16 protein-coding genes and 2 tRNA genes are annotated in these 18,923 nt (G+C 67.7%); 8 read left to right on the top strand and 10 right to left on the bottom strand.

Going from position 1 to position 18,923, the window contains the following annotated elements; all coding sequences use genetic code 11:
• Nucleotides 1-89: 89 nt before the first annotated feature.
• The 5 genes from J2S45_RS10840 to serS all read right to left on the bottom strand — a co-directional run bounded on the left by J2S45_RS10840 (nucleotide 90) and on the right by serS (nucleotide 5,474).
• The gene (locus J2S45_RS10840) at nucleotides 90-644 is read right to left on the bottom strand and encodes an ArsR/SmtB family transcription factor (protein ID WP_307635410.1); all 555 of its coding nucleotides are present in this window, start codon (nucleotides 642-644) and stop codon (nucleotides 90-92) included.
• Entirely contained in the window at nucleotides 641-2,011 is a 1,371-nt protein-coding gene (locus J2S45_RS10835; protein ID WP_307635409.1) for an MFS transporter, read from the bottom strand. The genes J2S45_RS10840 and J2S45_RS10835 overlap by 4 nt, the downstream gene beginning before the upstream one ends.
• Nucleotides 2,012-2,226: 215 nt before the next feature.
• Nucleotides 2,227-2,314, bottom strand: a tRNA-Ser gene (locus tag J2S45_RS10830).
• Nucleotides 2,315-3,318: 1,004 nt separating this feature from the next.
• Nucleotides 3,319-4,182, bottom strand: a complete 864-nt coding sequence (locus J2S45_RS10825) for an HAD family hydrolase (RefSeq protein WP_270973778.1) — start codon at nucleotides 4,180-4,182, stop codon at nucleotides 3,319-3,321.
• Nucleotides 4,183-4,184: 2 nt separating this feature from the next.
• Nucleotides 4,185-5,474, bottom strand: coding sequence for a serine--tRNA ligase (gene serS / locus J2S45_RS10820; RefSeq protein WP_307635408.1), 1,290 nt, complete (start codon nucleotides 5,472-5,474; stop codon nucleotides 4,185-4,187).
• Between the two features lie 241 nt (nucleotides 5,475-5,715).
• On the opposite strand from serS, the gene J2S45_RS10815 reads away from it, so the two are divergent.
• Together J2S45_RS10815 and J2S45_RS10810 are read left to right on the top strand one after the other, a co-directional pair.
• Entirely contained in the window at nucleotides 5,716-6,933 is a 1,218-nt protein-coding gene (locus tag J2S45_RS10815; protein WP_307635407.1) for a diacylglycerol/lipid kinase family protein, read from the top strand.
• 48 nt (nucleotides 6,934-6,981) lie between these two features.
• Complete coding sequence (locus J2S45_RS10810) at nucleotides 6,982-7,923, top strand: amidohydrolase family protein (protein WP_307635406.1); 942 nt, start codon at nucleotides 6,982-6,984, stop codon at nucleotides 7,921-7,923.
• A gap of 90 nt (nucleotides 7,924-8,013) precedes the next feature.
• On the opposite strand, the gene pheA is transcribed toward J2S45_RS10810, so the two are convergent.
• A complete protein-coding gene (gene pheA / locus J2S45_RS10805) occupies nucleotides 8,014-8,949 on the bottom strand; it encodes a prephenate dehydratase (protein ID WP_270973785.1) in 936 nt (311 codons plus the stop codon).
• A gap of 38 nt (nucleotides 8,950-8,987) precedes the next feature.
• Between pheA and J2S45_RS10800 the strand changes: the two genes are divergently transcribed.
• A complete protein-coding gene (locus tag J2S45_RS10800) occupies nucleotides 8,988-11,219 on the top strand; it encodes a hypothetical protein (protein WP_307635405.1) in 2,232 nt (743 codons plus the stop codon).
• A 112-nt stretch (nucleotides 11,220-11,331) separates the two neighbouring features.
• Here J2S45_RS10800 and J2S45_RS10795 read toward each other — a convergent pair whose 3' ends face one another.
• Both J2S45_RS10795 and J2S45_RS10790 read right to left on the bottom strand, forming a co-directional pair.
• Nucleotides 11,332-12,102, bottom strand: a complete 771-nt coding sequence (locus tag J2S45_RS10795) for a glycosyltransferase (RefSeq protein ID WP_270973788.1) — start codon at nucleotides 12,100-12,102, stop codon at nucleotides 11,332-11,334.
• A 61-nt stretch (nucleotides 12,103-12,163) separates the two neighbouring features.
• Nucleotides 12,164-13,021, bottom strand: a complete 858-nt coding sequence (locus tag J2S45_RS10790) for a DUF5926 family protein (protein WP_307635404.1) — start codon at nucleotides 13,019-13,021, stop codon at nucleotides 12,164-12,166.
• Between the two features lie 113 nt (nucleotides 13,022-13,134).
• Here J2S45_RS10790 and J2S45_RS10785 point away from each other — a divergent pair, with 113 nt between their 5' ends.
• Entirely contained in the window at nucleotides 13,135-13,263 is a 129-nt protein-coding gene (locus tag J2S45_RS10785; RefSeq protein WP_270973790.1) for a hypothetical protein, read from the top strand.
• A 31-nt stretch (nucleotides 13,264-13,294) separates the two neighbouring features.
• Complete coding sequence (locus J2S45_RS10780; protein WP_307635403.1) at nucleotides 13,295-14,473, top strand: Gfo/Idh/MocA family protein; 1,179 nt, start codon at nucleotides 13,295-13,297, stop codon at nucleotides 14,471-14,473.
• Between the two features lie 44 nt (nucleotides 14,474-14,517).
• Here the strand turns inward: J2S45_RS10780 and J2S45_RS10775 are convergent, their stop codons facing one another.
• A complete protein-coding gene (locus tag J2S45_RS10775; protein ID WP_307635402.1) occupies nucleotides 14,518-15,525 on the bottom strand; it encodes an alpha/beta hydrolase in 1,008 nt (335 codons plus the stop codon).
• Nucleotides 15,525-16,163 (bottom strand): uracil phosphoribosyltransferase, encoded by a 639-nt coding sequence (gene upp / locus J2S45_RS10770; RefSeq protein ID WP_270973795.1) that lies wholly within the window; start codon nucleotides 16,161-16,163, stop codon nucleotides 15,525-15,527. The genes J2S45_RS10775 and upp overlap by 1 nt, the downstream gene beginning before the upstream one ends.
• A gap of 56 nt (nucleotides 16,164-16,219) precedes the next feature.
• Here upp and tadA point away from each other — a divergent pair, with 56 nt between their 5' ends.
• The 3 genes from tadA (at nucleotide 16,220) to brnQ (ending at nucleotide 18,443) form a co-directional block, all read left to right on the top strand.
• Complete coding sequence (gene tadA / locus J2S45_RS10765) at nucleotides 16,220-16,669, top strand: tRNA adenosine(34) deaminase TadA (RefSeq protein ID WP_270973797.1); 450 nt, start codon at nucleotides 16,220-16,222, stop codon at nucleotides 16,667-16,669.
• Nucleotides 16,670-16,739: 70 nt separating this feature from the next.
• Nucleotides 16,740-16,828: transfer RNA gene (locus J2S45_RS10760), tRNA-Ser, on the top strand.
• A 301-nt stretch (nucleotides 16,829-17,129) separates the two neighbouring features.
• The gene (gene brnQ / locus J2S45_RS10755) at nucleotides 17,130-18,443 is read left to right on the top strand and encodes a branched-chain amino acid transport system II carrier protein (protein WP_296929712.1); all 1,314 of its coding nucleotides are present in this window, start codon (nucleotides 17,130-17,132) and stop codon (nucleotides 18,441-18,443) included.
• Nucleotides 18,444-18,923: the final 480 nt, after the last annotated feature.

Here is an 18,923-nt window from a genome sequence, read left to right as displayed (position 1 = left end):
GCGCCACCTCGGTGCAGACTGGCGCATCGCCGTCGTCGTGAAAGCCCTTCGTCCCTGGTCATGGCGTTGACGTGAACCGATCGTGGCCGTCAGGCGCCCGCCGGCGCGGAGGTCGCCCGCCCGATGGGAAGAAGGGAAAAGCGGAAGTCGTACCGGAAGGCCTCGCCGGCGGCGTCGAGCGTCGTCGAACCCGCGTACCGCTCGAACAGCGAGGAGAGCTCGTCGGCGAGAACCCGAGCGTCGTCAACCGTAAGAGTGAGGACAGTGTCGGCGTTGGCGAAAGGCATCCTGACCCCGGCCTCGCGTTGTTCGGCGGCGAAGGCGTCGGAGCGGTCGCGCACGTGCTGATCCAGGAGCGCGAGGGCGGCGGACAGGCCAGGGGCGAGCTCAGGTTCATTGACCTCCCAGCCCCCGGGGACGGCGGACCACCAGGTCTCGCGGGCGTCGTCGCCTGACTGCTTCGTCACCACGCCGGCGGCCTCAAGCTTCTTCAGGTGGTAGGAGACTTTGTTGGGCGCGAGCTTGGCGGCCTGCGCGAGGTCGGACGTGCGCGCCCGACCGGACGCGGTGATCTCGTACAGCAGCTTCAGTCGCACGGGATTGGCCAGCGCGGCAACAACCTCCGGGGTGGCTTTGTTCGTCATAGCTCCACATTAGCCCAGTCGCCGGGCCGCGGAAGCGCGCGCACCCGCGGCATCGCCGACCACGCCAGCGCCGGCACGATCATCACCGCGATGAACAGAGCCATCGCTAGGCGGTACTCGCCCCGGTCGAGCAGCACGCCCGCGAGCGTCGGCCCCGCCGCCATCGGCAGCGACGTGATCAGTCCGAAGACGGCCCACAGCCTTCCCTGCATCTCGTCGGGCGTGGTGGAGAAGATGATCGAGTGGTGTCCCGCCGTCGTGATCGCGGCAAGCAGGTACAGGCCCATGCACGGCACGACGACCGCGAGCTCCCGGCTAAACACCGCCGGCACCAGCACTAATGTCGAGGCCGGTATTGCCACCGTGAACACCCAGCCAGTGCGGAGGCGGTTCGCGTACTTGCCCGCAAGCACCGACCCGACCAGTGCAAACACTGCGATCGCCGTGTTGTAGGCCGCGATCTCCCCCGGCGTCCGGCCGTCTAGCACCAGCGCGTATGTGATCGCGTGCTGAGCCCCCATGAATCCGATGTTCGCCACCGCCAGCGGCGCCAGCAACTGCAGGATTGTGGGGCGAGCGCGGAGGTAGGCGAGGCCGTCGCGGACGTCGTCGGCGAAGATGGTCCACGATCTCACGACGACGTTCGGGCCGGTTACGTCGTCGGCGCATGTGGCGGTGGGTGTGGGTTCGGTGGGTGTGGGTTCGGTGGCGCGGCGCGGGCGCAGGTCGCGGCGGATGAGTGAGCCGCACAGGCCGAGGAGGAGGTAGCCGGCAACGGATACGGCGAAGGGAACCCATGCGCCGAGCGCGTAGAGGGCGGCGCCGACGGGCGGGGCGCCAAGTTCGATGGAGGCGTCGCGGCCCTGGTTGGCGGCGCTGGCTTTGACGAGATCCTCCCCGTGAACGAGCGTGCGAAGGATGGCATCCGTGACCTGGCCAAATAGTCCGGCGTTGACGGCGCCGAGCGAGGTCAGGGTGATGAGGAGGGGGAAGGTGAGGGCGCCGGAGGCGAAGAGGATGGCGATCGCCGACCAGATTGCCATGCCGAGCGCGGCGAAAGTGTAGAGGATCTTGCGGCGGTCCATGCGGTCTGAAATCACGCCGCCCGGGACCATGCACAGGATGCCGATGGCCTGGGAAGCCGTTGCGATGACACCCGCCTGTGTGGCCGAGCCGGTCAGTGCGACTACCGCGAGCGGGAGCGCGAATGAGCGCAGCGCGCCAGAAAACTTGGAGGATGTGTCACCGACGAACCAGGCTCGGTAGTCGTGGCTGCGCCAGAGGGAGGGAGGCTGTGGGGCTGCGGTGGGTGCGCCGGCGGGTGCGCCGGTGGGTGGCGTGTCTGCTGGGACTCTTGTGTTATCCATGCCCTCACCCTAATAGTGCAAGAATAATTGCGCAAGAAGAATTGCATTAATGGGTGGCGTGCGTTGTTTCAGGTATGGGTGGCATGGTCGACCGGGACGGCTGGTGAAGCTGGCTGAGGCTGGTGGAGCCGGATGAGAGTGATGGGGAGCGCAACTTCACGCCAAAAAGGATGTCCCGCGACATAGCCGGAACTATGTTGCGAGACATCACATTGCGGAGGGTGGGGGATTCGAACCCCCGATACGGGATCGCCGTATAACGGTTTTCAAGACCGCCTCATTCGGCCGCTCTGACAACCCTCCTGCACCCGCGCCCTATGTCGCGCGGTCTACGTGCCATTCTGGCACGTAGATCGATCCCCTGCCAAAACCGACCCCGCCCAGTGGAGATGTAATCTGGGTCGGAATCCACCGGCCACGAGTCGTGCGTGGGCGAGGACGTGCGGGTGGTGCGTAGGTGACGCATGTTTGAGATCGTGAAAACTGAGGGCGATGCCTCATAGATGATTCCGAAGGTAGTGTTTCGTTGGTTGTTCCCTAGGTGCACTGCCCGGGGAGGCGGCGAACGGTTGAGAAAAGGTCCGCGCCGGTGCCGGCTAGGTGAAGGCCCGGCTGGCCGGCTGCCCGGCGGTGCCCCCCCGGCCGCGTTCCGACACAACTCAGGAATCTGAGGCCGACCAGGCCCGTATAGCGATCGGTAGTCGGTATATTCAAGTGAAGTGTCGGCAGGTAGCCCAAATCCTCAAGTGAAGTGTCGGTGCCCGACACAACTCAGGAATCTGGGGCCTACCAGGCGCGTATAGCGATCGGTAGTCGGTATATTCAAGAGAAGTGTCGGGCGGTGGGTCAAATTCTCAAGTGAAGTGTCGGGGCTGGCCGGTGCCGGCTAGGTGAAGGCCCGGCTGGCCGGCTGCCCGGCGGTGCCCCCCCGGCCGCGTTCCGACACAACTCAGGAGTCTGGGGCCTACCAGGCGCGTATAGCGATCGGTAGTCGGTATATTCAAGAGAAGTGTCGGGTGGTGGGTCAAATTCTCAAGTGAAGTGTCGGGGCTGGCCTGTGCCGGCTAGGTGAAGGCCCGGCTGGCCGGCTGCCCGGCGGTGCCCCCCGGCCGCGTTCCGACACAACTCAGGAGTCTGGGGCCTACCAGGCGCGTATAGCGATCGGTAGTCGGTATATTCAAGAGAAGTGTCGGGTGGTGGGTCAAATTCTCAAGTGAAGTGTCGGGGCTGGCCTGTGCCGGCTAGGTGAAGGCCAGGCCCGGCCGGCTCGACGGCGCAGGCCCGAACCTACCGGCGCGCTATAGCCGCTAGAGCAGGGTTTCGAGGACGAGGGCCAGCCCGTCGTCGTTGACGTGGGGTGCGATGGCGTCGGCGAACTTGTGGATGTAGGGCCGGGAGTTGGCCATGGCGATTCCGACGTCGGCCCAGGCGAGCATCTCGCAGTCGTTGCCGGAGTCGCCCACGGCGATGGTGCGCGCGGCGCCGACGATGGCCTGCACGTCGGCCAGGCCCACGGCCTTGGAAACTCCAGCGGGCGCGAGATCCATCCACGCCGACCACCCCACGGCGTACTCGATGCCGCGAAGCCCGAGGGACTCGATGGCCTCAAGCAATTCCATCGCGGTCATGTGCGGGGCGCGGATGGTGACTCGCGTCGTGTCGGGCCCGACCAGCTGATCCGGGGGCGAGAGCACGAGCCTGCCGGAGAGTTCCCCGGTGGGGAACGGCGCGGAGATGCGGGTAGCCGAGCTCATGGACTCGACGGCGATGGCGACGTCGGGCAGCCCCTCCAGCACCTTCGCGATCTCGGTGCTGGGATCGAAAGTGTGGACACCGACGATATGCACGTCCCGGTCGGTGATGTCGGGCGAAACGGGCGTGGTGGGGACGAGGCCGGGGTCCTCCCCGAAGGCGGCGACGATCGCGCCGTTGGAGCACACGGTGTAGACGCCGGTCAGCCCGATGGCGTCGAGTGCGAGCTGGGTGCCGGCGATCCCGCGCCCGGTGGCGATCACGACGTGCGTGCCCGCGGCTACGTGGGCGAGGATCGCGTCGCGTACGCGGGGCGAGAGCGACGTGTCGTGATGGAGGATCGTGCCGTCGACGTCGAGCCCGATGAGGAGGTCGGGACCTGCCGACAGTCCGGCGAGGGCATCGCTCAGCTCACGCATCGCTACGCCCGGGCACCCCGCGCGGCGACAGGCTCGATGACCTCGCGCCCGCCCAGGTACGGGCGGAGCGCCTGTGGGACGTAGAGCGAGCCGTCGGCCTGCTGGTGATTTTCGAACATCGCCACGAGCCAGCGGGTGGTGGCAAGCGTGCCGTTGATGGTGGCCACGGCCTCCATGCCGTCTTCCCCGCGCTGGCGGATCTTGAGCCGGCGCGCCTGGAAGGTGGTGCAGTTGGAGGTGGAGGTGACCTCCATGTAGCGGTTCTGGGAAGGCAACCAGGCCTCGCAGTCGAACTTGCGGGCGGCGGAGGCGCCGAGGTCGCCGGCGGCGGTGTCGATGACGCGGTAGGGCAACTCGACCTTGGCGAGCATCTCCTCTTCCCAGCCGAGGAATCGGGCGTGCTCAGCTTCGGCGTCGTCGGCGTCGCAGAAGGAGAACATCTCCACCTTGTTGAACTGGTGGACGCGGATGATGCCGCGGGTGTCCTTGCCGTGCGAGCCGGCTTCGCGGCGGTAGCAGGTGGACCAGCCGGCGTAGCGCTTGGGGCCGGCGGACAGGTCGAGGATCTCGTTCTCGTGGTAGCCGGCGAGGGCGACCTCGGAGGTGCCGGTCAGGTAGAGGTCGTCGGCGGGCAGGTAGTAGATCTCGTCGGAGTGCGCGCCGAGGAAGCCGGTGCCGCCCATGATCTCGGGCTTGACCAGGGTGGGGGTGTTCATCAGCTTGAAGCCGTTGTCCGCGGCTTGGTCGGCGGCCATGGTCAGTAGTGCCAGTTCGAGGCGCGCGCCGATGCCGGTGAGGTAGTAGAAGCGGGCGCCGGAGACTTTCGCGCCGCGGTCCATGTCGAGCGCGTCGATCCCCTCGGCGACGTCGAGGTGGTCCTTGATCTGCACGCCCTCGTCCGCGAAGTTGCGGATCGTCCCGATCTCACGGAGCACCACGTAGTCGTCTTCGCCGCCGGCGGGAACGCCGTCGATGATGAGATTCTGTAGCTTGAGCATGGCCTCTTGGAAGGTGGCCGCGGCCGCGTCCGACTTCGCCTCGAGTGCCTTGACCTGCTCGGCCATGTCCTTCGCCTTGGCCAGGATCGCGGGTCGATCCTCGGGGCTGGCCTTGCCGACGGTGCGGGACAGGGCCTTTTGTTCCGCACGTAGATCCTCGAACTCTTGGAGCGATGCTCGGCGGGCCTCGTCGGCGGCGAGCACGTCGTCGACGTCGGATTCGGCGGCCCCTCGGGCACGCTGGGAGGCCTTCACGAGGTCGGGGTTGTCGCGGATGGTGCGGATATCGATCATGCCATAAGGATATGCCTTGCCTTGCGAGGGGAGCAATTGCGGCCCGAACCGCTCGCGGCGGCTTGCCAACGACGGCGGCGGCCGGCTTGCTCACGGCTGCTTGCTCTCGACGACGGCGGCCCGCGCCGGCGCTGCTCTTGCCGTGCCCGCCGGGCGCTCGGTTCTGCGCGTCGTTGTCGATATGTGGTCATGGCGCAGATTCGCCACAGAAATGTCGGAGGGAGGGTTTAGGATGAATGACATGTATTGGGGAATTGCCATCGGAGCGCTTGGCCTGCTGGTCGGGCTATTTGCGCTGTGGTCAGCCGGCCGGGTGAACGCGTCGGCTGATGCACTGCGCCGCAGAATCGACGAAAACGAGGCGCAGATCGAGGCCCTGCGCAGGCTTGTCGATCCGGGCGTGAGTGCCGATCCGGCGCGGGGCGAGGAGGAGAAGGCGGGGCCGGTCGTCGTCTACAACCCTACGAAGAACGCTGACTTCGACTATCTCAAGGCTTTGCTGGCTCGGGTTGCCGTCGATGCTGACCTGCCTGAACCCGTTTGGCTGCCCACCACCGAGGACGATCCGGGCGGCGGCCAGGCCCGTCAGGCTCTCGAGATGGGCGCGTCGGTGGTCATCGCCGCAGGTGGGGACGGCACGGTCCGTAACGTCGCCGAGGTGCTGGCCGGCACGGGCACGCCACTGGGCCTGCTCCCGGTCGGCACCGGCAATCTGCTCGCCAGGAACCTGGACCTGCCCTTCACCTCCGCCGGCCGCATGGCGGTTATCGCGCTCACCGGTCAGGAGGCCGCGATCGACGTCGGCTGGGTGGAGATTCCGGCCGGTGCCGGAACCGGCACGCAGGAGTCGAAGGAAACGGGCGGGCCCGAGCGTCGTGATCTTGACCCCGCCACAACGGCCCCGGCCAAGCCCGGCAGGTACGCCTTCTTGGTGGTGGCAGGCTTGGGCTTCGACGCGGACATCATGGCTGCGGCGGATGAGGAATCCGACCTCAAGGCGAAGATCGGCTGGTTGGCCTACGTCAAGGCGGCCGTGCCCTACCTGCGCTCGGAGAGGATGTCGGCAACGATCACCGCTGGTCAGGAGGGCGATCCGGTGAGGGTGAAGGCGCTTTCGGTCATGCTACTCAACTGTGGTCAGCTGGTTGGCGGGCTCGTCCTCGATCCGCACACGCGCCCCGATGACGGTTGGCTCGAGCTCGGGGTGCTCGACATCCGGCGCGGGCTCATCGGCTGGGTGGACATGGCGCGTAAGGTCGGCCTCAACGGGCTGGGCTTGAAGCCGGTGGACGTGCCGGGGGTTCAGCCGTCGGGAGACCTGCGCATCCACCGCGTTAGCTCGGCCACCGTGGTTGCCGACTCCCCCCAACTCGTCCAGGTGGATGGCGACGTGCTGGGCTCGTCCGCCACGATCTCCGGCTACATCGACAAGGGAGCTTTGCGCGTGCGAGTCGCCTAGCCGCGCGGCCACATTCTCAGCTCGGAAAGATCACGTAGGAAAGGAGCAATGATGATCATCGATTCTCACGCCCACGTCTATCCCGCCGACTACCTCGACCTGCTCGAACGCATCGGCGTCGACCCGGCCACCACGCAGGTGGCGCGCGACCTGCGTGCGTCCTCGGAGCCAGAGGACATCGCCGCACGGCTACGCCAGATGGACGACGCCGGCGTGGATGTCCAGGTGCTCTCCGCCGTGCCGCAGCTGCCGATCGTGCCCGACGCGGAGGCCGCGCTCGGGGCGGCGGTCATGGTCAATGACCGTTACAGCGAGATCCTGGCCGAGTACCCGGGCCGCTTCCTCGCCTATGGCGCGCTGCCGGTGCCGCACGTGAAAGAGTCGCTACGGGAGCTGGAGCGGATCTTCCAGTTCGACGGGTTCGTGGGCATCTGCCTGCCGACGTCGATCGGGGACGTCACGCTGGATGATCCGTCGCTCGAGCCGCTGTGGGAGGCGCTGGACCAGCGCTCGGCGCGGGTCTACATCCACGCGGCTGGCACGGGCGCCCATTCGCCGCTGATCGCGGACCACGGCCTGACCTGGGTGAACGGTGCCCCAGTGGAGGACGCGATCGGCGTGCTGCACTTGCTCAAAGCCGACGTGCCGGCGCGCTTTGCGAACATCCGTTTCCACATCGCCCACCTCGCGGGGGACCTGCTCTTCCTCGTCCAGCGAATTGAGGACAACTACCAGCACTGGGGCGCCTTCGCGCACTCCCCGCGCGAATCCCTGCTGCGGATGTGGTTCGACTCGGCGAACTTCCACGCGCCCTCGCTACGTCTCGCCCGCGACACCGTCGGCGCCGAGCGCCTGCTACTCGGCTCGGATCACCCCTACTTCCAGGACGAGCTCTACACTCGCGCGGTGGAATACGTGCGCGGGGCGGGCCTGGAGGGCGGCGAGGTTGAGACCATCCTCTCCGGGCGGACCCTCTTCGGCGAACGGTAGCGGCTCTTCCCGGTGGGGGCGGCGCGAGGTTTCGCGGGCCGGTGGCGCGGGTGGTCGGCGCCCGCCAGTGCACTGGCGGCAGGTTCGCCCCTACAGTGAGCGCTCCACCAGGGCGTCTACCCAGGCGCGGGCGCCGATGAAATCGTCGTCGGAGGTGCCGGGGCGCAACCGGATGCTCTTGCGCGAGGCCGAGGGATAGGAGCCGAGGAATGTCACCTTCGGGCACACCCGGTGAAGCCCGAGCAAGACCGCCTGGATCCGCTCGTCCATGAGGTGACCCTCGGCGTCGATGGAGAAGGCATATCGGCCCAGCGAATCGCCCACCGGCCGCGACTCGATTCGCGACAGGTTCACCCCGCGCGCCTTGAACTGTTCGAGCATGTTGAGCAGGGCGCCGGCCTCGTCGGTGGCGAGCTGAACCATGAGCGTCGTCTTGTCCGAGCCGGTTCGCTCAGGCAGCCGGCCCGCCTTGCCGATGAGGACGAAGCGGGTGACGGCGTCGGGGTTGTCGGCCACGGCGTCACTCAGCGACTCCAACCCATACTGCTGGGCCGCCAGCTTCGAGACTAGCGTGGCCTGGAATCCCGGGTTTTCCTCGGTGGCCAGCTTCTCCGCACCGGCCGCGGTTGAGGACGCGGGCAGGTGCACGACGTCGGGAAGATGCTCCCCCAGCCAGTTGCGGCACTGCGTCCAGGCGGCGTTGTGGGTGGAGATGTGGGTGATGTCGGACATCGTCGTGCCGGGTCGCACCGCGAGCGTGAACGCGATGTCCACCAGCACCTCGGCGTAAATGAGCAGGTCGGAGCCGGCTGCGAGGGTGTCGAGGGTGGCGTTGATCCCGCCCTCCACCGAGTTCTCGATCGGCACGACGGCGTAGTCGGCCTCGCCGGAGCGCACCATCTTGATCGCGCGCGGCGAGTCGATCGCGGGGATGTGGATCGCCTCGTCCTCGGTGGCGATTTCGTTCAGCGCCTGCTGGGTGAAGGTGCCGCGCGGGCCGAGAAATGAAAAACGAAGCTTGCTCATGGCCGCTAGTCTACCCGTGGCACGCTAGGCTAAATTCCATGGCAGAAAGCATGAGACTCGGGCGCGCCGGCATCGCGATCGTGGCGGGCACCGCTCTCGCGCTGATCGCTGCGGTCCTCGTCCCGCTCCTGCGCCCCGACCCCACCCCGCTCGCGCGCGGCCAGAAGGTGGTATTCGTGGGCATGACGGGCATCCCGTGGGAGGCCGTCAGCTCGCGCACCCCCACGCTGATGGCCCTCGCCGACGACGCCGCCATCGCCAACGTCTCCGTGCGCACCTTCGACCTGACCACCTGCTCACTCGCCGGATGGGCCACCCTGAACACGGGTGTGCGCACGCGCGGCATCGCCGGTTCCCACCAGCCCTGCCAGGAATACGCCGACACCTTTGTCGGGCGCGCCACCGATTCCAGCGGGCGCCTGCACCTGTGGTACACCCTCCTCGAGCACAACGAATCCAACCCGCTCCACCCCAGATTTGGGGCGCTTGGCACCGCGGTGACCGACGCCGGGCTGACCGTCGCGGCCGTCGGTGGCGGGGGCGCGGTGGCGATCGCCGACGCCGAGGGGCGTCCCCTCGGTCCGGCCCTCCCCGTCTCTGCCTCCGGCACGGTCAACGACGTGGCCGACGCATATGCGCAGGTCAAAGGCGCAGACCTCGTCGTCGTCGACCTTGGCAGCGCCCACCGCGACACCGCCCCCTCCTCGGCCCTCGAGGCCGCTCTCGTCCCGCCGGGCCGGGTCTCGGCCCACACCCGCGCCCTCGCCGAGACGATGGACGCCGAGCTGGGCGCCCTCGTCACCGCCCTCGAGCCAGGCACTACGCTGATCGTGTCCTCCGTCGGCGACTCGGACCGACGCACCTCCCGCCTGCAGATCTACCTCCAGACAGTCATCGGCGAACCCGACCACGGGCTCGCCACCTCGGCCTCCACCCGCCAGGGCGGGCTCATCCAAAACGTGGACGTCCACGCCGCCATCCTCGCCGCCCTCGGCGTGGAGATCCCGGCCACCTCCGCCGGCGCCGCCGTCACCTCCGTCGCCTCCGACGCCGGGCCGGCCACCCTCGCCGACGCCAACGACCGCGCCATCATGACCCGCGCCGTCGTCGTGCTCTTCTACCTCCTGTACGTCTTTGGCGCCGCCCTCATCTTTGCCTCCATGGTGATCACGATCCGCGGCGGGCGCTTCGGCATCCACCACGTCTTCGCGCTCGCGGTGCTGGCCGCCATGCCCGTGGCCTCCTTCCTCATCAACTTCCTGCCGTGGTGGCGGGCTGGGCGCTTCTCCACGATTTCCTTCACCATCGGCGTCATCCTCATCGCCGTGCTCGTCGCGGAGATCGCCATGCTGCTGGTCCAGCGGGCGACGAAGCGCAGGCTGGCCCAAGAGCGGGCAGGAACCGGGCAGGCGGGCGGAGTCCTTACCGCCCCCGACGCCGGCGGCTTGCCGGCCATCGCCCTAGCCCCCGTCGTCATCGCTGCCCTCACCGCCCTCGTCATCGGCCTGGACGCGATGCTCGGCTCCCACCTGCACGCCAGCTCCGTGCTCGGCGACCAACCCCAGTCCGGCGGCCGCTTCTACGGCATCTCGAATGCGCCGTTCTCCATCTGGGCCGTGTCGATGATCTTCCTCGCTGTCGTGGCGGCGCGCGTGCTGGCCGGGCGGCGGATCGCGGTTGGCGTCGTCGTCGCGCTCGGGGGCGTTGCGATCTTTGTCAACGGCGCCCCGCACATCGGCGCCGACTTCGGCGGCCCGCCGCCGCTGCTAGTCGGCTTCATCATCCTGGTGCTGATGGTCAGGGGTGTGCGGGTCACACCGCTGCGGGGGCTTGCGCTGGGGCTGGCTGCCGCCGCGCTCGCGATCGGGATCTCCTGGCTCGACTGGCTCCGCCCCGAGCCCACCCACCTCGGCGGTTTCTTCCAATCCCTCCTGGACGGGCAGGCCTGGGACGTGGTGGCACGCAAGGCCCACCAGCTCTTCACCCAGGTGCCGTGGCCGGGCTGGATCGTCGCCGCCGTCGTGGTGAGCGCGGGCGCGGTGTGCCTGCGCCGGTCGGGCCTGCACCTGCTACGCGACCGCGCCGACTTCCCCGAGCTGCGCGCCGGCGCCATCGCCGCGACCACCACCCTGCTGCTCGCCATGCTCATCAACGACTCCGGGCTGGTCATCCCGCTCATCGGCGGGATCTACATGTGTGGCCTGTGGGTGATCGCCGGGCTGGACGGCACCGAGAATGAGCGCTACGGGCGCAACGTCTTCGAAGCGTAAAACCATCCTGCGTGAGCCGGTAGCAAACCGTTGGGGGGGGCGGGCTCGGCGGCTCCCGCTTCATGAGTGGTGGAAGGCCCCGCCCGCCCTACCGCGCGCCCTACGTTGCGCCCTATTTCACGGCGCGGAACGGAACGCCAGGCTCAGGAACCTGCCCGGAGCGCTGACGCGCCTTGACCTTCGTGCCGCGTAGCCGGCGGGCGTTGACGGCCCGCACCACGTCGGCGTACTGGCTGGCCCGGTGTAGCTGACCCGCGAGGTCGTTGCGCGAGGGGCGGTGGTAGAGCTTGCAGGGGATCTCCTGGACGACGAAGCCCTGGGTGAGCAGGTCGATCGTCATGCCCACTTCCACGCCCCAGCCGGGGGCAAGCGGGTGTGCGGCCTCCACGGCTTCGCGGGTGAGACAACGCTGGCCGGACAGCGGCTGCTGCGCCTCCCAGCCCGTGAGCTTCTTGATCCAGCGCCGCGCGAACCTGGTCACCACCCCATGCCCGCCCGCGCCGGTCTGCGGGGGCAGGTAGGCGATGGCCATGTCCACGTCGCCGGCGAGCACCGGAGTGACCAGCGGGGCACACTCGATCGCGGAATCACCGAGGTCGGCGTCGAGGAAAAGGAGGGTGCGGGGGACGGCGTCCTCGGCGTCGCGCATCGCGACCACCGACGCGCCCGTCTCCAGGGCGGAAGCCTTGCCACGGTTGACCGAGTGGCGCACCACCGTGGCGCCGGCGGCGCGGGCCACGGCACGCGTGTCGTCGTCGGAGCCGTCGTCCACCACCACGATGAGATCGACTTTCGGGATGGCGCGCGCGGCGCGGATCGTCGCACCGATGCGCTCCGCCTCGTCTTTTGCAGGAATAACGACAGCTACACGTTCGCCTTTCACACGTAAATTCTAACCGTTCCAGGTAAAGAATGTGCAAAGGAATGCGCGAACGTGCAGTGATCTATCGCAGAGTGACCTGACGGGAAATAATTCCCGAGCGCGTGCGGCGCTCCTCGGGGGAGAGGGGTTCGTCTGAGGCGGTCGCGGCCGTCAGCACCTCGTCAAACGCGGCAAGCGGGCCCTCAAGCTCGTCCGCCTCGGTGCCCGCCGCCAGTTCGAAGACCGGGATGAGCAGGCCGAGCGCGCGGAAGGCGCCGACGAACCGGGCGTCGTCAAAGGTGAGTTCGCGCTTGAAGTGCAGGCGAGCCAGGCCGTCCAGCACCTTCTCCTCCGGCTCCGGGCGCACCCAGCGCAGGAACTCGCGCTGCATGCGGCACCAGTAGGCGCCCTCCACGCCCGCCACCTGTGCGGTGGGAACCATCTGGTCCGAGGTCTGCTGGATCGCCATCTGAACGTTCGGATCCTTCGCATCCTCCTCGTCCAGCCAGTATTCGTAGGAGTCGCGGATCTCGAGCGTGCCGGCGCTAGCCGGATCGAGCACGTCCTGCAGACGCGGGCCCAGCACGGGTAGCTCGGCGTGCGAGATCGACTCACCCGGCTCCAGCTCAAGGGCTGCAAGCAGGCGGTCCGCGATGTCGCGCGAGGCATCTCCCGACGACGTCACCGTCTGCACCGCCACCAGCAACTCGCCGTTCTTGCGCCGCAACGCCGCGCCCATGCCCGGCAGGATCGTCACGAGCGTGATCTCGCGAGAGCCGTACTCGGGCGTCGTGCTGACCGTGAGGGTGGCCGCCGGGATGATCTCCCGCATCGCCACCAGCTCCGCCTCGAACGGCAGGCCCTCAAAGGGGCGGTCGACAAACTGGATGCGAGGCCGCTTCGGCTTGGCGTCCTTCTTGCGGCGGCTAGACTTACCCATCAAAGTTCCTGTTCTGTAGCTGCGGTTGCGCCGTGCAGGTGCGCGTTCAGACCAAGATTAGCAAATGCGCCGCCGACCTTCGGGCGCCCAGCGCCTGCGGGTAGAATGGGGCTGTGAATCTCGCAATCTTCATGGCAACCTCGGCCGACCCGACGGCGGTCAAAATCATCCAGTACGTTGGCATCTTCGCCGTGGCCTTCGGCGTCGGCGTGCTCGTGCGGCGCTGGTGGAACAACCGCTAGTCCGCCGCGAGCGCGGGGGTAGAGTGGGGCCATGACGATTCGCGTTGGTGTGGTTGGTGTCGGTGCGCGCAGTGCGTTGGCGTTGGAGGCGGAGCGCGCGAGCGTGGATGCGCAGATCGTTGCGGTGTGTGATCCGCACGAGCTCGTGGCCGACCGGGTGCGCAGCCGGCTGAAGAAGGATCCGGCGGCGCTTGTGGTGAAGCGGGATCTGGAGGGGCTGATCGGAGCGGGCGTCGACGTCGCGTTCGTGCTCTCCCCGGACGACACGCACGCTGAGGTGGCGATGACACTGTTGCGCGCGGGCATCCCCGTCTACCTCGAGAAGCCGATGGCGATCACGTTAGACTCCGCCACCGCGATCCTGGAAACCGCCTACCAGACGAAGACCAAGCTATACGTGGGCCACAACATGCGTCACATGCACGTGGTCACCCAGATGCGCGACCTCATCGGCGAGGGACGCATCGGCGAGGTCAAGGCGATCTGGTGCCGGCACTTCGTGGGCACGGGCGGCGACTTCTACTTCAAGGACTGGCACGCCACTCGCGAGCATGGCACAGGGTTGCTGTTGCAGAAGGCGGCTCATGACATCGACGTCATACACTGGTTGGCCGGCTCCACCACGCGTGACGTGGTGGCGATGGGCGACCTGATGGTCTACGGGCAGGTGGCCGACCGCGCCGACCACTCGGCAGAGCTCATGCCCGATTGGTTCTCCAACGATAACTGGCCACCGCTGTCTCAGCGCGGGCTCAATGAGGTGATCGACGTGGAGGACATCTCGATGATGCTGATGCGCATGAAGTCCGGCGTGCTCGCCTCCTACGAGCAGTGCCACTTCACCCCCGACTACTGGCGCAACTACACCGTGATCGGCACCGAGGGCCGCATCGAGAACTTCGGCGACGGCGAGGGCGGGCACATCAAGCTGTGGAACCGGCGTCACTACTACGACGCCGACGGGGATGAGACCTTCGAGATCGTCGGCGACGCCCACGGCCACGACGAGGCGGACACCAAGATCGTGGACGAATTCCTCCGCTTCGTTTCCGCCGGCAGTGAGACCGCGACGAACCCGTTGGGGGCGTGGGCGGCGGTGGCCGCCGGGATCTTGGCGACGGAGTCGCTGCGGGATGGGTCCACGCCGCGCGTCGTCCCCGAGCTGGATCCGGCGCTGGTGGCCTATTTTGAGGGAAATCAGCGGGGCTGAGTCCCGACGACGGCGAACCGCAGGCTCACGATGTGTGACGCGGATCAGTAGCGCGTGGCGGTGCTCGCGTTGTCGAGCGCCCAGGAAATCGTGCGCTCGGTGTAGAAGGCGCGCGCCGGGCCCGGCGAGAGCGAGAGGTCGTGCCGCCCGCCCGGCACCGCCAACAAGTCCACGTTGGGCCCGAGCCGCGGGGCGAGGCGCACCATGTCCTCCACGTTGAGCACGACGTCCGTGCTGTCCAGTTCCGCGTCGCTTGGCTTCTTCGGGTTGCCCGACGCGCTCGAGTGGGCAACGAGGATCGGGGCCGTGATGTGCAGCCCCGCCGCCAGTCGGGCTTGGGCTCGGCGCACGCCCCTAAAAAAGCCGGCGAGGACGGGTTCGGAGTCGAGAGGCTTGTGAGCCGGATCGAAGCGGAATTCGCCGCCGAAGTCGACGTGGAGGCGGCGGGCGTAGGTGGGATCGAGCTTGCCGATCCGCAACAGCGGCAGCCGGGCGCCCAGGCGGTCCACAAGGGTGGTGAGCTGCTTCTTCTGCAGGTCGGAACCGTTGTGGTCGAACCACGGGGAGTTCAAGATGAGGGCGTCCGCCGCACCGGGATTCGCCGCCGCGAAGAGCGGGACCTGCAGGCCGCCCGTCGAATGCCCGATGAGGATCACCTTCTTCGCGCCCCAGGCGCGCAGCACCTCGATAGCGCGGCCGATCTCCTCGTTGCGCACCGACATGTCGCGAACGTCGTCACGGTGGCGGCCGATGAGCGCGCGGCCGGCCCGGCGCATGTCGAGACCCACCAGGGCCACGTTCGCTTCCCGCCACGCCGCCGCATGTTCGACGTGGAAGAACGTGTCCACGAAACCGGGGATCCACAGAGCGGCCATGCCGGATGCGGCCACGAGCTGTTCGGCGTCGACCTCGTGGACCAGTACCGCGAACTCGGTGCGGCCGCGCGGGGCGCCGCCGTCGTCGTCGCGAAGGTAGATGCGCCGGCTGCGCCACGTGGGGCCGAGGTAGTCCGGGGCGGGGGAGCCGAGCCAGCCCGGCGTTGGGGTGGGCACTAGTCGACGACGCCGTAGAGGCGGTCGCCGGCGTCGCCCAGGCCGGGGACGATGTAGCCGCGCTCGTTGAGGTGGTCGTCAACCGCGGCCACCACCACGCGCACGTTGGCGCGGTCGCCGAGGTGATCCTCGAGGGCCTGTAGGCCTTCGGGGGCGGCGAGGATGCTGATCGCAGTGACATCGCGGGCGCCGCGCTCGAAGAGGTAGTCGATCGAGGCGATGAGGGTGTGGCCGGTGGCGAGCATGGGGTCGAGGACGAAGCACTGGCGGCCGGTCAGGTTATCGGGCAGGCGGTTCGCGTAGGTGACCGCTTCCAGGGTTTCCTCGTTGCGCTTCAGGCCGAGGAAGCCGACCTCCGCCGTCGGCATGAGCTTCATCATGCCCTCCAGCATCCCCAGGCCGGCGCGCAGGATCGGCACCACGATGGGCGCCGGGGTGGCCATCGCGCGGCCGGTCATCGGGGCCACCGGCGTGACGATCTGCTTGTCTACCATCTGCACGTCGCGCGTGGACTCGTAGGAGAGCAGCATGATCAGCTCTTCGACGAGCTGGCGAAACACTGTGCTGGGCGTCTTCTTGTCGCGCAGGACGGTGAGTTTGTGGGACACGAGCGGGTGATCAATAACCTGGACTTTCATACCTCTAATCTACCGTGTTCGCGGCCCGTGCGTTTCCAGATCGATACGATGGTGGCATGGAAGAATCGTGGATCGATCTGGTGTTGGAGCTGGCCCGCGGCGCCGGGGACGCCGGGGACGTCCCCGTCGCCGCGGTGGTGGTGGACGAGGCTGGGCGGGAGATCGGGCGCGGGATCAATACGCGTGAGATTGACCACGATCCGGCCGGCCATGCCGAGATCAACGCCCTGCGACAGGCGGGGCGGGCGCGCGGATCGTGGAACCTGTCCGGCGCCACCATGTACGTCACGCTCGAGCCGTGCACGATGTGCGCCGGGGCGATCGTGAACGCGCGCATCTCCCGCGTGGTGTTTGCCGCCTGGGACGAGAAGGCTGGCGCGGCGGGGTCCGTGCGCGACGTCCTGCGTGATTCCCGGCTCAATCACGAAGTGGAAGTGCGTGGCGGGGTCGCCGAGGAGCGGGCCGCGCGTCAGCTGCGGGAGTGGTTTGCCGCCCGGCGCGGGTGAGGAACGGTGTTCGGTCTCACCCCGGCGGAATTGCTCCCGTGCGCGCAATTCGGTTAAGATGACGTGCCGAGGTGGAGTGTCCGAGCGGCCGAAGGTGCAGCACTCGAAATGCTGTGTAGTTAATAGCTACCGCGGGTTCAAATCCCGCCTCCACCGCCAAATTCCTCCGGTATGGGTTCGCCTGTGCCGGAGGATTTTTCATGCCCGCCCGGCCGGCCCGGCGCGGCCCGCGCCGCACGCCCGGTCGGGCGCGCCGGCTTTCGCACGTTCGCAAACATGGCGAAAGTCATGGCCACAATGAGACCGGTGATCTATGTTCGCGGCCGCGGCGGCGGGTAGCCTGCCCTAGCGGGGGTTTATGCCCGCGCACTTTCGTCGCGCATGGCGCGCCACGCCGCGCCACCGACACATAGCCAAACATGAGGGGAACACAGTGAGCGCACCGGCAGCAAAACGAGGGATGCCAACCTCCGTCATCGTAGGGTTCGCGCTCTTCGCGATGTTCTTCGGGGCGGGCAACCTGATCTTCCCGGTGATGATCGGGGCCAACTCCGCCGCGCAGCTCCCGGCGGTCCTGGTCGGCTTCCTCCTCACGGGAGTGGCGCTACCGGTGTTGGCGATGATCGTCATCTCCACGGAAACTGCCTCCGAGCTGCGGATCGGCGGCATCGCGATGCGGATCGGTCGCCCGGCCGGCTTCCTCTTCACGCTCGCGGTCTTCCTGTCCACGGGCATGCTCTACGCCGTGCCGCGCGTGGCCACCGTCGCCTACGAGATGTCCACCCGCCCCTTCGTCTCCGATTCTGCCGACGCCGGCGGTGCGCCACTTTTCATCTTCACGCTGGTGTTTTTCGCGGTGGTGACGCTGTATTTGGTCAATCCGCGCAAGGTGGTCGACCGCGTGGGCGGCATCCTCACCCCGCTGCTGTTGGCCTTCCTGGCCCTGCTGATCGTGGCGGCCCTCATTCGTCTGCCGCAGATTGACAACCCGGTCTCGACAGAGCCGTCGTCGCTGACCGGCGGAATGATCAAGGGCTACTACACGATGGACGTGCTGGCCACGTTCGTCTTCGGCGTCGTGATCGTGACGGAGCTGAAGAAGCGTGGTGCCGCCAACCGACGGGCCCGGATCACCGGCATGACCAAGGCGGGCTTGGTCTCGGGAACGTGCCTGGCGGCGGTTTACATCGGCCTCACGCTGATCGGCTCGCGCCAGGCTGGCATGGGTTTCACGAACGGAGCCGAGCTGCTCGCGTCCGTCGCCGGCCAAATGTTTGGTTCGATGGGTCAGGTCATCTTCGGCATCATCACCCTGCTGGCCTGCCTGACGACGGCGATCGGCCTGCTGACGGCGTCGACGACGTACTTCCACCGGCTCCTGCGGAGGGTGCCGCGCTCGGTGGTGATCGCGGTGCAGATCGCTGTGTCGATCGCGCTGGCGAACCTGGGCTTGGAGACGATTCTGGAGGTCGTGGCGCCGCTGAACCAGTTCATTTACCCGATCGCGATCGTGATTGTGGGTTTGGGGTTGATTGAGCTGGCGATGCCGATCGCCCTCGACTGGACGTACAAGCTCGGCGCGCTCGTCGCCGCGATCGTGGCGTTTTGCGAGGCGGGCCTGATCGCCGCCCCGGAGCGCTTCCAGGCGATTGAGCCCGTGGTCGACGCGCTGCCCGCCTCCGAGTTGCAGATGGGGTGGACGACGCCGGCGCTGGCGGCGATCGTTGTGGGCTTGCTGATCGACGTACGACGCCGTCAGCCGCGCCGCTCGTAGCCGGAACCTGCACCGGCCAGAGCCCCGACACAAGTCATGAATCTGGCGCCCATCGGGCCCGTATAGCGATCGGCAGCCGGAATGTTCAAGTGAAGTGTCGGCCGGTGGGGCGGACCTGCCCTACCGCGGATCGACGGCCAAACACCCGCATCACGCCAGCAACCTCGCGCGGAAGTACACCTAGCCGCGCCCAGAAAAGCCGTGGTGACGAAGATCGCTGAGACCGGGGCGAGCCTGTGACACGCCCGACGGTGGGCGAAAAGCGAGCGACGGCGTCGGCGCAGAAACGCCACTTGCGGGCCTGTCATACCGTGGTCTGCTTCGCGCCCGCGGGCGCGCGTGTTTACACTAGGAAGGTTGAAGGTCGTGGAAGTCCGCGAACTTTTGCTCCGGCACGGTTCCGGGCCACGCGACCCAAGGCGTGAACCCGGCACCCCACCCGCCCGGGCGGTGTGCCCAAGGAGGATGCGCGGCGGGCGA

It is taken from the genome of Trueperella abortisuis, from assembly GCF_030811095.1.
GTDB classification, from domain to species: domain Bacteria; phylum Actinomycetota; class Actinomycetes; order Actinomycetales; family Actinomycetaceae; genus Trueperella; species Trueperella abortisuis.
Note: the sequence above shows the minus strand (reverse complement) of the source record. Positions and strands in the feature narration are given on the sequence as shown.

Bases quoted from the DNA above. Each gene is read 5' to 3' on its own strand.
- J2S45_RS10790 (WP_307635404.1), bottom strand. From the start codon at position 13,021: ATGGGTAAGTCTAGCCGCCGCAAGAAGGACGCCAAGCCGAAGCGGCCT.
- pheA (WP_270973785.1), bottom strand. From the start codon at position 8,949: ATGAGCAAGCTTCGTTTTTCATTTCTCGGCCCGCGCGGCACCTTCACC.
- J2S45_RS10780 (WP_307635403.1), top strand. From the start codon at position 13,295: ATGACGATTCGCGTTGGTGTGGTTGGTGTCGGTGCGCGCAGTGCGTTG.
- J2S45_RS10835 (WP_307635409.1), bottom strand. From the start codon at position 2,011: ATGGATAACACAAGAGTCCCAGCAGACACGCCACCCACCGGCGCACCC.
- J2S45_RS10840 (WP_307635410.1), bottom strand. From the start codon at position 644: ATGACGAACAAAGCCACCCCGGAGGTTGTTGCCGCGCTGGCCAATCCC.
- J2S45_RS10815 (WP_307635407.1), top strand. From the start codon at position 5,716: ATGTATTGGGGAATTGCCATCGGAGCGCTTGGCCTGCTGGTCGGGCTA.
- serS (WP_307635408.1), bottom strand. From the start codon at position 5,474: ATGATCGATATCCGCACCATCCGCGACAACCCCGACCTCGTGAAGGCC.
- J2S45_RS10810 (WP_307635406.1), top strand. From the start codon at position 6,982: ATGATGATCATCGATTCTCACGCCCACGTCTATCCCGCCGACTACCTC.
- upp (WP_270973795.1), bottom strand. From the start codon at position 16,163: ATGAAAGTCCAGGTTATTGATCACCCGCTCGTGTCCCACAAACTCACC.
- J2S45_RS10800 (WP_307635405.1), top strand. From the start codon at position 8,988: ATGGCAGAAAGCATGAGACTCGGGCGCGCCGGCATCGCGATCGTGGCG.
- tadA (WP_270973797.1), top strand. From the start codon at position 16,220: ATGGAAGAATCGTGGATCGATCTGGTGTTGGAGCTGGCCCGCGGCGCC.
- J2S45_RS10825 (WP_270973778.1), bottom strand. From the start codon at position 4,182: ATGCGTGAGCTGAGCGATGCCCTCGCCGGACTGTCGGCAGGTCCCGAC.
- brnQ (WP_296929712.1), top strand. From the start codon at position 17,130: ATGCCAACCTCCGTCATCGTAGGGTTCGCGCTCTTCGCGATGTTCTTC.